Source organism: Rhodococcus jostii RHA1 (assembly GCF_000014565.1).
Taxonomy (GTDB): Bacteria; Actinomycetota; Actinomycetes; order Mycobacteriales; family Mycobacteriaceae; genus Rhodococcus_F; species Rhodococcus_F jostii_A.
In genome coordinates this window covers 4,204,109-4,216,418 of sequence record NC_008268.1, presented here as the reverse complement: position 1 = coordinate 4,216,418, position 12,310 = coordinate 4,204,109, and the positions used below count along the sequence as shown (strand labels likewise).

The 12,310-nt window shown below is 67.5% G+C and carries 12 protein-coding genes; 9 read left to right on the top strand and 3 right to left on the bottom strand.

Annotated elements, in window-relative coordinates; translation table 11 throughout:
- Positions 1-26: 26 nt before the first annotated feature.
- Positions 27-857, top strand: coding sequence for a Rossmann-fold NAD(P)-binding domain-containing protein (locus RHA1_RS19495; protein ID WP_011596531.1), 831 nt, complete (start codon positions 27-29; stop codon positions 855-857).
- 3 nt (positions 858-860) lie between these two features.
- The gene (locus tag RHA1_RS19490; RefSeq protein ID WP_011596530.1) at positions 861-1,328 is read left to right on the top strand and encodes an anthrone oxygenase family protein; all 468 of its coding nucleotides are present in this window, start codon (positions 861-863) and stop codon (positions 1,326-1,328) included.
- A gap of 9 nt (positions 1,329-1,337) precedes the next feature.
- On the opposite strand, the gene msrA is transcribed toward RHA1_RS19490, so the two are convergent.
- Complete coding sequence (msrA, locus tag RHA1_RS19485; protein ID WP_041811736.1) at positions 1,338-2,048, bottom strand: peptide-methionine (S)-S-oxide reductase MsrA; 711 nt, start codon at positions 2,046-2,048, stop codon at positions 1,338-1,340.
- Complete coding sequence (locus RHA1_RS19480; protein ID WP_009477085.1) at positions 2,008-3,201, bottom strand: acyltransferase family protein; 1,194 nt, start codon at positions 3,199-3,201, stop codon at positions 2,008-2,010. The genes msrA and RHA1_RS19480 overlap by 41 nt, the downstream gene beginning before the upstream one ends.
- 258 nt (positions 3,202-3,459) lie before the next feature.
- Here RHA1_RS19480 and RHA1_RS19475 point away from each other — a divergent pair, with 258 nt between their 5' ends.
- Together RHA1_RS19475 and RHA1_RS19470 are read left to right on the top strand one after the other, a co-directional pair.
- The gene (locus tag RHA1_RS19475) at positions 3,460-4,083 is read left to right on the top strand and encodes a superoxide dismutase (RefSeq protein ID WP_005248891.1); all 624 of its coding nucleotides are present in this window, start codon (positions 3,460-3,462) and stop codon (positions 4,081-4,083) included.
- A 115-nt stretch (positions 4,084-4,198) separates the two neighbouring features.
- Positions 4,199-5,638, top strand: a complete 1,440-nt coding sequence (locus tag RHA1_RS19470) for an amidase (protein WP_009477083.1) — start codon at positions 4,199-4,201, stop codon at positions 5,636-5,638.
- A 3-nt stretch (positions 5,639-5,641) separates the two neighbouring features.
- Here RHA1_RS19470 and RHA1_RS19465 read toward each other — a convergent pair whose 3' ends face one another.
- Positions 5,642-6,991, bottom strand: coding sequence for a YhgE/Pip domain-containing protein (locus RHA1_RS19465; protein WP_011596528.1), 1,350 nt, complete (start codon positions 6,989-6,991; stop codon positions 5,642-5,644).
- A 199-nt stretch (positions 6,992-7,190) separates the two neighbouring features.
- Between RHA1_RS19465 and RHA1_RS19460 the strand changes: the two genes are divergently transcribed.
- The 5 genes from RHA1_RS19460 (at position 7,191) to RHA1_RS19440 (ending at position 12,265) form a co-directional block, all read left to right on the top strand.
- Complete coding sequence (locus RHA1_RS19460; RefSeq protein ID WP_005248897.1) at positions 7,191-7,718, top strand: hypothetical protein; 528 nt, start codon at positions 7,191-7,193, stop codon at positions 7,716-7,718.
- A 275-nt stretch (positions 7,719-7,993) separates the two neighbouring features.
- On the top strand, positions 7,994-8,704 hold the full coding sequence (locus RHA1_RS19455; protein ID WP_081437458.1) for a TMEM165/GDT1 family protein: 711 nt from the start codon (positions 7,994-7,996) through the stop codon (positions 8,702-8,704).
- A gap of 82 nt (positions 8,705-8,786) precedes the next feature.
- Positions 8,787-10,463, top strand: a complete 1,677-nt coding sequence (locus RHA1_RS19450; protein WP_009477080.1) for an NAD(P)/FAD-dependent oxidoreductase — start codon at positions 8,787-8,789, stop codon at positions 10,461-10,463.
- A gap of 13 nt (positions 10,464-10,476) precedes the next feature.
- Positions 10,477-11,925 carry an ATP-binding protein gene (locus RHA1_RS19445; protein WP_011596526.1) on the top strand — a complete coding sequence of 483 codons (1,449 nt, stop codon included), beginning with the start codon at positions 10,477-10,479 and terminating at the stop codon, positions 11,923-11,925.
- A complete protein-coding gene (locus RHA1_RS19440; protein WP_011596525.1) occupies positions 11,918-12,265 on the top strand; it encodes a UBP-type zinc finger domain-containing protein in 348 nt (115 codons plus the stop codon). The genes RHA1_RS19445 and RHA1_RS19440 overlap by 8 nt, the downstream gene beginning before the upstream one ends.
- Positions 12,266-12,310 lie beyond the last annotated feature (45 nt).

The following is a 12,310-nucleotide window of genomic DNA, read 5'->3' as shown; positions in this document are numbered from 1 at the left end:
CAGCGCCGGCGTCTTGACTGAAAGACATGACAACGAAACCGCACACACTCGTCCTCACCGGCACCGGCAAGATCGGCAGCCGCGTCCTCGCCCGGCTCGCCGCCGCGGAAGTACCCGCGCGGGGCGGTTCCCGCTCCGGCCGTCCCCCGTTCGACTGGGAGAACAGGGACACGTGGCGTCCTGCGCTGGAAGGAATCACCTCGGTGTACATCGCCTACTACCCGGATCTCGCGGTGCCGGGAGCGGCGGAGGTCGTCGAGGAATTCGCGGGCCTGGCCGTCGCGAACGGCGCCCGGCGACTCGTCCTGCTCTCCGGTCGCGGCGAAACCGAGGCCGAGCGCAGCGAACTCGCGATCCGCAAGGCGGGAGCCGAGTGGACGATCCTCCGGTCCAGTTGGTTCAGCCAGAATTTCAGCGAGAGCTTCATGCTCGACTCACTGCTCGCGGGCGAGCTCGCACTGCCCGTCGACGGGCACGTGCTCGAACCCTTCGTCGACGCCGACGATCTCGCCGAGATCGCCGTCGCCGCACTGACCGAGGACGGTCACGCCGGCGAACTGTACGAACTGACCGGGCCACGATTGTTGTCGTTCGGTGACGCCGTCGCCGAGATCTCGGAGGCAACGGGTCGCGAAATCCGGTACACCCCAGTCACTTCCGAAGTGACTTCGACGGAACTCGCCGGGCAGGGGGTACCGTCCGATGCGATCGGCCTGCTCACCTACCTGTTCGACGAAGTGCTGGACGGGCGCAACGCATCACTCACCGACGGGGTGGAACGCGCACTGGGGCGCGCGCCCCGCGACTTCACCGACTACGTCCGTGCCGCAGCAGCGGCCGGTGTCTGGAGGGTCTGACCGATGGAGCGTTATCTGACGATCGTCACGGCGGTGGGCGCCGGCGTGGTGGGCGGCGTGATGTTCGCGTTCTCCACGTTCATCATGACCGGGCTCGGTCGCCTGGAACCGGCTCAGGGCATCGCGGCGATGCAGGCGATCAACCGCGAGGCGCCGAACTTCTGGTTCATGACGGCGTTGTTCGGCACCGCACTGACGTCGATCGTGCTCGCGGTCGTCAGTGTGGTGCGGCACGACGGTTCGGCCGTCTACGCGGTGATCGCATGCGCGCTGTATCTCGTGGGGATCGTCTTGACCATCGTCTACCACGTGCCGCACAACAACGCGCTGGACGCGATCGACCCCACCGCGGCCGACTCGGCGGCGTACTGGCGCGACTACGTGTCGGGATGGACCGGGTGGAACCACGTGCGCACCGTCAGCGCCGTCGCGGCGTCTGCGGTGCTCACGTGGTCCGCGACCCGCGGTTGAGACCGGGGACTACGAGGGCGGCAGGATGTCGGTCTGCGCCGGGACCTCGTCCTGCTTCAGCAGACCGACCGGGCAGCTGACGCCGGTGGCGTGCACGGGGCAGTAACCGCCGGGGTTCTTCGCGAGGTACTGCTGGTGGTAGTCCTCGGCGTAGTAGAACTGCGTGAGCGGGGCGATTTCCGTGGTGATCGCCCCGTATCCGGCTTGGGCGAGCCTCTTCTCGAAGGCCTCACCGGTGGCCTCGGCGATCTCCACCTGCTGTTCGTCGATCGTGTAGATGGCCGAACGGTATTGCGTTCCCTGGTCGTTGCCCTGCCGCATGCCCTGCGTGGGGTCGTGGTTCTCCCAGAACTCCTTGAGGATCTCGGCGTACGAGATCACCTTGGGATCGAAGACCACGAGCACCACCTCGGTGTGCCCGGTGCGACCGGAGCACGTTTCCTCGTAGGTGGGATTGGGCGTGTAGCCGCCGGCGTATCCCACCGCGGTGGTGTAGACGCCGTCGAGTTGCCAGAACTCCTTCTCGGCGCCCCAGAAACATCCCATGCCCAGCACCGCGGTCTGCATGCCCTCGGGGAACGGGGGTTGCAGGGGGTGACCGTTGACGAAGTGCGTCGCCGGAACGGGAATCGGCTGACTACGTCCGGGGAGGGCATCCTCGGCGGTGACCATCACGGACTTAGCGGCTGCTCGACCCAGAAGCTCGTCGTACCAAGACATGATTCGATGCTACGCGCGGTGCCGGGGTGGCCTCCCGCGCGAGCGCCGACTGTGCGCGCATCCGCTCGACGCGAGCCGTGACCCACCCCGTCGCGGGGATCTCCACCCACCGGTACAGCGCCTCCGACACGAGTGCCGTCACCACGAGGAATGCGATCACCGCCCCGGTCTCGCCGAACGAGCCGACCGTGTGCTCGTACACGCGGTAGAGGATCAGGGTGTGGACGAGGTAGATCGCGTAGCTGCGCGTCGCGGTCCACCGCACGACGGCCCAGTGCGCCGCGGGACCGTCGTATCGGCCCACCAGCACGACGCACGCGGTGACGACGGCGAATGTCCAGAGGTAGTGGTCGCCGGCCCAGTACACGCGGAAGTCGGTGGCGAGGCGGATGACCTCGACCTGGGCCAGCCCGGCGACGACGATCCACCGGCAGTCCGCAAGTCGCGCCCAGCCGAGGTAGATGATCTGCCCGAGGAACACGGCCGGGAGCGTCGCGGCGATCTTGGACAGCATGGGGACCGTGTACGGCTGCGGCGCGTACAGGTTGTAGAGCAGGATCAGCGCGCAGACCGCGGCGCCGGCCATCGGCATCGCGATGGGCAGCGTGCGCAGCACGGGGCGCGCGGCCACGCAGGCGAGGTAGAAGCAGATCTGCACGGCGAGGGTCCAGGTGACGCCGAGAACCGCCACCTCGGGTTTGAGGAAGAAACCGCCGAGCACGAAACTCAGGGCCGCGTCGACATTCGACACCCCGTCCTGGCCGCTGAACATGCCGTTGATGCCGAGGCGGACGAGCACGATCGCGGCGAGAACGGCCACCCAGAATGCGGGCAGGATTCGTCCGAGCCGGTTGAACAGAAATTGCCCGGGCTCGTGACGAATGGCCGAACGGGTGATCAACACCCCGGTCAGCATCATGAAGACGGCGACCCCGAGAAAGGACAGATGCTGGTTGAGACCGCCCCGCTCGATGAAGATTTGATAGACGACGTCGATGAACCACCATCCGGTTCCGAGGTCGTCGATCAGATAGAACGAGATGTGTGAGTAGATCACGGCCAGAACTGCGAAGAAGCGGAGCAGATTCGCGCCCGTGAGCTCCACACGCGGCGCGGCCGCATGCGAATCTGCAACAGGTATCAGCGAAGGCATCGCGTCAGCTTAAGGTTCCGTTCACCGGTCGGACGAATTCTCACGACATCCAGTGTCACCTCGTCAGCATTTTTTCGGGTGCCCGAACTTTCCTGTGAGGGAATCGCTCGGTGACCCCAACTGTTGCGCAGGGTGTACCAATGAGATTGGGTATATACCCGAGAACGATTCGCCAAAGGCGGGTGTCAGACGCGTGCCCACGTGTCGTCGGCACCCGGAAACACAAGGGCTCACACGCCCATAGATGAAGGGACCCTCGTGTCTGTTTACACGCTGCCGGAACTCCCGTACGACTACGCAGCTCTCGAGCCGCACATCTCCGGCAAGATCATGGAACTGCATCACGACAAGCATCACGCCGCGTACGTGACCGGTGCCAACACGGCCCTCGACAAGCTGGCCGAGCTCCGCGAGTCGGACACCCTGCCCGCCGTGGTCAACCTGCACGAGAAGAACCTCGCCTTCCACTTGGGCGGCCACACCAACCACTCCGTCTTCTGGAACAACCTCTCGCCCGACGGTGGCGACAAGCCGACCGGTGAGCTCGCTGCCGCGATCGACGACCAGTTCGGCGGCTTCGACGCGTTCCGCAACCACTTCTCGGCCAACGCCAACGCCATCCAGGGCTCCGGCTGGTCCATCCTGGCCTGGGACTCCATCGGCCAGCGCCTGCTCATCGTCCAGCTGTACGACCAGCAGGGCAACATCCCGATCGGCCTCACGCCGCTGCTGCTCCTCGACATGTGGGAGCACGCCTTCTACCTCGACTACCAGAACGTCAAGGGCGACTACGTCAAGGCCTTCTGGAACATCGTGAACTGGGCGGACGTCGCCGCTCGTTTCGAGAAGGCACGCACGCAGACCGCGGGCCTGATCGTCTAGTTTCTTCTTCGCGGCCATGGGCGCACGGACCACTCTCGGGTGTGTCCGTGCGCCCGTGCTCGTTTCGGGTCCGGAATTCCTTCCGAGCAGGCCGAGCGTCCAATAGGCTTCGGAAGTGACCGAGTTCAGCAACCCCGCCCGGGACGACACCGTCGTCCACGCATTCCGCGACGACGCGCTCGGCGACCTCGACGCCACCGGCCTCGCGGCACGGATCGCCTCCGGAGAGGTGTCGATCCGCGAGGTGACGGAGGCGGCGATCGCGCGCGCCGAATCCGTCGGACCCGCCCTGAACGCCCTGGCATTCGCCGACTTCGACCGTGCACTGACGGAGGCGGACCGCCCGCACGAGGGCGCCTTCGCGGGGGTGCCGACCGTCGTCAAGGACAACGTCGACGTCTCCGGCCTGCCCACGCAGCACGGCAGCGTCGCCTTCGCCGCGCAGCCCGCCCCGGTCGACAGCGACTTCGTCACGCAGTACCTGTCCACAGGTGTGCTCTCGCTGGGGAAGAGCCGGCTCCCCGAGTTCGGGTTCAGCGCGTCCACCGAGTTCATGGACGCCGAGGCCGTGCACAATCCGTGGAATCCCGCGTTTTCGCCGGGAGCGTCCTCGGGTGGTTCGGCCGCGCTCGTCGCTTCGGGTGTCGTGCCGATCGCGCACGCCAACGACGGTGGCGGATCCATCCGCATTCCCGCGGCCGCGTGTGGGCTCGTCGGCCTGAAACCGTCCCGCGGGCGGACGGTCCCCGACGCCATGGACAAGACGTTGCCGATCCGGATCATCGCGCAGGGCGCCGTGACCCGCTCGGTGCGGGACACCGCACAGTGGATGGCGGCCGCCGAACGCTACTACCGCAATCCGGCGCTGCCACCCATCCGATTGGTCGAGGGGCCGAGCAGCACCCGGCTGACGGTCGGGGTGGTGGTCGACTCGGTCACCGCCTCCCGCACGGACGACGAGACCCGCAAGTCGGTCCACGCGACCGCCGATCTGCTGGCCGACCTCGGGCACCACGTCGAGGAGTGCCCGATGCCGGTGAACTCCTCGTTCGTCGAGGACTTCTGCATCTACTGGGGATTCCTGTCGTTCGTCATCTCCAGCAACGGCAAGCGGATGCTCGGACCGGACTTCGACCGCGACGCCACCGACAACCTGACGCGCGGACTCGCCGCGATGTACCGCAGGAAGATCGCGAAGACTCCGCGGGTGCTCTACCGGTTGCGGCGCACGTACCGTGAGTACGCGCAGATCTTCCAGAAGTACGACGTGATCCTGTCGCCCACCCTGGCTCACACGACGCCGGAGCTCGGATACCTCTCGCCGACACAGAGTTTCGAGGAGCTCTTCGACAAGCTGATCGCCTATACGGCGTTCACGCCGCTCAACAACGCTTCGGGCGGACCGGCCATCTCGCTGCCGCTGCACGAGACGTCCCGCGGCCTGCCGCTGGCGTCGCATTTCTCCGCCGACCACGGCGACGAGCGGACGCTGCTCGAGTTGGCGTTCGAGCTCGAGCAGGCCACACCGTGGCGTCGTATCCAGGACGCCCGCTGACGGTCAGGCCCTGCGCCGCAGGCCCATCCACACGACGGCACCCGCCAGCAGCACGGTGGTGATCCCGAAGCCGACGGCGAGGTGCTCGGCGGTGAGGAGCGGTGACGGCGCGGACAGTGTGCGGGTCACCGCGACCGGTTCGGCGAGCACCGTCGCCAACTGGTTCTGCTGAGCCGCCGTACGCACCGGCATCGCCGCGACACCGTTGTTGAGGTCGGTGGACAGCTGCCCCGACAACGTCTTCAGTTTCGCGAACCCGTCGACGATCTGCGAGGTGGCGCCTTCGAGCATCTCCGGTGCCTGATCGGCGATCGGAACGATGCCGTCGTTCAGTTGCCGTGCCCCGCTGCTCAGCTGATTGCTGGCGTCGGTGAGCTGACCCATCGCGACGCGCACGAGTTCGCCCAAGTCCGTGTCGGGGCCGACTCCTCCGCCCACCAGTCCGGGCACCGAACCCAGCTGTGCGGAGAAGAGTTCGAGGTCGGCACTGACCTGTCGGAGCGACGGGACCACGTCCGATGCAACGGGTGTGGCGTCGAGAACGCGGATCGCCTCGTCGATTCTGGTGCGCATCCGGGTGGCGCTGTCGTTCGCTTCGCCCAGCGTCAGGCCCAGCGCGCTCAACCGGTCCGCGAGGTCGTCGGCCGTTCCCGACGTCTGGTCGACCACACCGGCCACCTGGTCGGCGACGCCCAGCAGTTGCACCGAGCCGGAACGTGCCTTCTCGAGATACGGGAGGAGAGTGTCGGCGCCCTCCGTGAGCTGTTGCGCCGCATCGTCCGCCGCGGCCGTGCCGGCGGCGAGGAACCCGGCCGTCATGCCCGCCTGCTGGAACCGCGTCCGCGACGAGGACATGTCCGCCAGCAGATCCGTGATGCCGTCCGCGCCGATCTGGGAGGACACCACTCCGGAGAGTTCCTCTGACGCACCGGTGTCGGAACCCGCGACGTCGAGGTCGAGGGTCGCCTGCCGCGGCTTCGCGCCCCACACCGAGGACACCGCCTCGCTGAAGTCCTCGGGCACGGTCACCGTGGCGAACCAGTCGCCGCCCGCCGCTGCGTCCGCGTCGACCACCTGCCAGTCGAAGGCCTCGTTCGCCTCGAGCTTCTCGATGAGGGTGTCGCTCGCACGCACCGGTTTTCCGTCCACGGTCGCGCCGGCGTCGGTGTTGACGATGGCCACGGTCCGGCTGTCTGCCGCGCTGTCACCGAGGAACACGTACCCGAGTCCCCCCGCGGACGCCAGGACCAGGCCTGCCATCGTGGCCGCGGCGACGCGCCGCGAAGTGAGGACCTTTCGCGTCGACTCGGTTCGGGCGTGATTCGCGGAATTCCGTGCGCGCTCAGAGGTCATTCCGGTGAGGATAGGTGGCTTTCGTAGCGGCAGATTGTGGCGATTCTGAGGATTCTCTGAGATGCTCGCCCGCGTGAAGATCCTTTAGCACTCGCCTGCTCTTGTGTGCCAGGCACTGTCGGGCGCATTCTTCAAGTACCCAACGAGGTGTGCAGAACGAATCATGTTCGAAGCGTGTCATCACACCGAGGAGGCAGAGATGAACAGGGACGGCTACATCGGCATCTCGCCCTTCCAGGCCGCGGGTACTTTGCGGGGATTCGTCATTTCCGGGCGCTGGCCCGACACCACCAAGGAATGGGCCCAGTTGCTCGCGCTCGCCGTGCGGGTGGCGTGCGTTCCGGGGCTGCTCCACACCACGACCGTCTTCGGTGCGCACGAGGACCTGCCGGAGGAGCCCGAACCCGAGACCGTCGGCCTCGTGGTGGCCGAGGGCACAGTTCTCGGGGAGTTCGCGCTCGCTCCCGGCCGCTTCGCGGATCATCAGCCGCCGGCGCTGATGATGCTGCACCCGCCGTCCGAGACGACCCCGTCGCTCCCGGAGTGCGCGGGCGCCGCGTCGGGCTGCGTCCTGCTCCCCGGACTCCCCCACCTGGGGCTGGAACACCGGGCGGCGTGGGTGGAGGCAGAGGCGGACGGAACGGTGACGTCCATGGTCAGCCGGGTCGGCATCGACCCGATCAGCGATCCCGACACGGCCGTTTTGGCCATGCTGCTCGCCTCGTGAGGGTACCCGAAGTTTCAGCGGTCGGTGCCCCAAACTTATTGCCGCCTTTGCCTTTTCAAATAAGTCACGCTAACGTTACGGACATCGAAGGGGAGTAGCCCCCAATCGCCTGTGTCGACATACTGGCTCGTTGCTTCACCGCACCGGACCCGGCCTGGCGAACCGTCGCCGGATCACCCGGCGCCGGTGGGCGAGACCTTCGGCCGGACAGACGTACCCGCGTCTGCCAGGCCGGAGGAATCCACCCGTCATCCTCCGACCGACACAGGAGGAGGATGCCCGTGCTGACCGCAGCACTACTGAGCTTCGGCGTGATCTTCGTCGCCGAACTGGGAGACAAATCCCAGCTGATGGCGATGACGTTCGCCCTGCGCTACCGCTGGTGGGTCGTGATAGCCGGCATCACCGTCGCGACCACCGTGGTCCACCTGGTGTCCGTCGCCGTCGGCCACTACCTCGGTGTCGCGCTCCCGACCGCGGCGATCAGCATCGTCGGCGGTGCGGCCTTCCTGATCTTCGGTGCGTGGACGCTGCGCGGCGACGACCTCAGCGAGGACGAGCAGCTCAAGGCCGGACGGGCCACCCGCTCCGCATTCCTGGCAGTCACGTCCGCCTTCTTCCTCGCCGAACTCGGCGACAAGACCATGCTCGCCACCATCACGCTCGCCACCGACCACGACACGATCGGCGTGTGGATCGGCTCGACCGTCGGCATGGTCGCGGCCGACGCCCTCGCCATCGTCGTCGGCGCCGTGCTGGGTAAGCATCTGCCCGAGAGTGTCATCCGCATCGGTGCGGCCGTTCTGTTCTTCGCGTTCGGCATCTGGTTACTGCTCGAGGGCCTGCTCCCCGGCAACGTGGCCGGCCCGATCGCCGGCGCCGCCGTCGTCGTTCTGGCGCTGGCCGGTGCGGCCGGTCGCGCAGTGTGGTTGCGGCGCCGCCGCGGTGCCGCGGCAGAGCCCGAACAGATGCAGCACCAGGACTGAACCCGGTCGACAAAGACGCGCCCTCGGGCAATACTCGGAAGTCTTGGAGTACCTCGCAGTTCTCACGGACGAGAGGGCGTGTGTGAACCATCCCGTAGCGAGCGGCAAGCCTGCGATTCTCACCGTCGACGACGATCCCGGGGTCTCGCGCGCGGTCGCCCGCGATCTGCGGCGCCGATACGGCGAGAAGTACCGGATCATCCGCGCCGAATCCGGCGAGTCCGCACTCGACGCGATGAAGCAGATGAAGCTGCGCGGGGATCCCGTCGCGGCGATCCTCGCGGACTACCGGATGCCGTCGATGAGCGGGATCGAGTTCCTCGAGAAGGCCATGGACCTGTATCCGGTCGCGCGGCGCGTGCTGCTCACGGCCTACGCCGACACGGACGCGGCCATCGAGGCGATCAACGTCATCGACCTCGACCACTACCTCCTCAAACCGTGGGACCCGCCCGAGGAGAAGCTGTACCCGGTGGTCGACGCGCTGCTCGAGGCGTGGGCGTCGTCGGATCACCACCCCGCCGAGGAGACGAAGGTCGTGGGACATCGCTGGGCGCCGCGGTCTTCGGAAGTGCGCGAGTTCCTGGCCCGCAACCAGCTGTCGTACCGCTGGTACATGTCGGACGAGCCGGAAGGCGGTCGGCTGCTCACCGCCGCAGGCGAGGACGGCCGGCGCCTGCCCGTGGTGATCTGCTCCGACGGCGAATGCCTGGTGGAGCCGTCGGACACCGAACTGGGCCGGCATCTCGGTCTCCGGACCGACCCGTCGGAGAACTTCTACGACCTCGTCGTCGTCGGCGGCGGACCGGCCGGTCTGGGCGCCGCCGTCTACGGCGCCTCGGAAGGTCTGCGCACCGCCCTGATCGAACGGACCGCGACCGGCGGCCAGGCGGGTCAGAGCTCACGCATCGAGAACTACCTCGGTTTCCCCGACGGGGTGTCCGGCGCGCAGCTCGCCGAACGGGCCCGCAGGCAGGCCACCCGATTCGGGGCCGAACTGATCACCACCCGCGACGTCGTGGCGCTCGAGGTCAACGGATCGGCGCGGACCGTCCGGTTCGCGGACGGCGACACCATCGACGCACACACGGTGATCCTGGCGACCGGCGTCTCCTACCGGCGTCATCCCGCGCCCGGAGTCGACGATCTCACCGGTCGCGGCGTCTACTACGGCTCCGCCGTCACCGAGGCCGCCCGCTGCACCGACCAGGACGTCTACATCGTCGGCGGGGCCAACTCCGCCGGACAGGCGGCGGTCTACCTGTCGCGGGGCGCCCGGTCCGTCACCATCGTCGTCCGGGCGCAGTCGCTCGAGGATTCGATGTCGTACTACCTCGTCCAGCAGATCGAACGGAACCCGCGCATCCGCGTCCGGCCCTGCACCGAGGTGATCGGCGTCGAGGGCGAGGGTCACCTCGAGAAGGTCCGGCTGCGCAACAACGCCACCGGCGACGAGGAGACCGTCGACGCCGGGTTCCTGTTCCTGTTCATCGGCGCCATCCCGCGGACCGAGTGGCTCGAGGGTGTCGTCGCGCGGGACGAGAACGGGTTCGTCGTGTCCGGACCCGACCTCGTCGTCGACGGGAAACCGCCGAGCGGCTGGCCCCTCGACCGTCTCCCCCATCACCTCGAGACGAGCGTCCCGGGGATCTTCGCGGCGGGTGACGTGCGCTCCGAATCGGCGAAGCGGGTGGCGTCGGCGGTCGGGGAAGGCGCCATGGCCGTGATGCTCGTCCACCGCTACATCGGCCAACCGTGACCAGGGGCAGACCATGAGCCAACTCCCGTGCAATCCCCCCGAGCTGAGGACGTTGTTCCTCTTCGAGAAGCTCACCGACCACCAGCTCGAGCAGCTGTGCGAGAAAGGGCACGTCGAACTGATCGAACCCGGCCCCGTGTTCGCGGAAGGTGAGGTTGCGACGTGCTTCTACGTGCTGATCGAAGGCGAGCTCGTGCTGAGCAAGCTGTCGGGCGGCGAGGAGATCGAGTTCAGCCGGACGTCCCAGCGCGGCGTGTACTCCGGGGCCTGGCAGTCGTATCTCGGTGACCGAGCACCCCAGACGTACACCGCGTCGATGCGCGTCACCGCCCCGTCGAGGTTCTTCGTCCTCGACGCCGACCGCTTCGGGCAGCTGATGCGCGAATGGTTCCCGATGGCCGTACACCTGCTGGAGGGGCTGTTCTTCGGCAGCCAGAACGCGAAGCAGGTCGTCGATCAGCGGGAACGCCTCCTCGCGCTGGGGTCGCTGTCGGCGGGGCTCACCCACGAGCTCAACAACCCGGCGGCCGCCGCGGTCCGGGCGACGGCGTCGCTGCGCGACCGGGTGTCGCACATGCGGCAGAAACTGAGCGTGATCGCCTCGGGCGTGTACGACCGGCAGGCGCTGGCCACGTTGATCCGGTTGCAGGAGGAGACAGCCGAACTGGTCGCGAAGGCGCCGACGCTGACCCCCCTCGAAGCGTCCGACCGCGAGGACGAACTCGGCGACTGGTTCGACGACCACGGCGTCTCCGGTGGCTGGGACCTGGCGCCCACGTTCGTGCAGGCGGGTCTCGACGTGCCGTGGCTCGAGCGGATCGTCGCCAGCGTCGACGACGAATCGATGGTCGAGAGCGCGATCCGCTGGCTCAACTACACCATCGAGACCGAACTGCTGATGAACGAGATCGCCGACTCGACCGCCCGGGTGTCCACCCTGGTGAACGCCGCGAAGCAGTACTCGCAGATGGACCGCGCCCCCTACCAGCGCGTCGATCTGCGGGAACTGCTCGACAGCTCGCTGGTGATGCTCGGCCGCAAGATCGGCGACTCCGTCACGGTGGTGAAAGAGTACGACCCGACGCTGCCGCAGATCCCGGCGTACGCCGCGGAACTCAACCAGGTGTGGACGAACCTCATCGACAACGCCGTCGCCGCCATGGACGGCCACGGCACCCTCACCGTCCGCACCCGCCGCGACGGCGACATGGCCCTCATCGAGATCGGCGACACCGGACCGGGTGTGCCCGAAGAGATCCGGTCGCGCATCTTCGAACCGTTCTTCACGACGAAACCCGTGGGTGAGGGAACCGGACTCGGCCTCGACATCTCGTGGCGGATCGTCGTGAAGAAGCATCGCGGCGACCTGCGTGTGGAGTCCGAACCGGGCGACACCCGGTTCCAGGTCCGCATCCCGATCGAACCCGAAGTCGCAGCAGCAGAAGGAGCCTCAGATGGGTGAGCTGGAGGGAATCGACCCGAGCGTGCCGCCGAGCGGAGAGGGGTGCGCCGAGTGCGACCGCGACGGCGGGTGGTGGGTGCACCTGCGCCGGTGCGCGCAGTGCGGCCACATCGGTTGCTGCGACACCTCCCCGGAGCAGCACGCCACCAAGCACGCCGCCGACACCGGGCACCCCGTCGTGCGGAGCTTCGAACCGGGCGAGAACTGGTTCTGGAACTACGCCACCGAGATTGCCTTCGAAGGACCCGATCTTGCCCCGCCGCAACATCATCCGATCGACCAGACCGTTCCCGGTCCCGGTCCACGGGTTCCAGCGGACTGGCAGGCGCACATTCACTGACGCGAGTGCGCAGAACTGCAGTCCCACACTCGATATTTCCCTGCA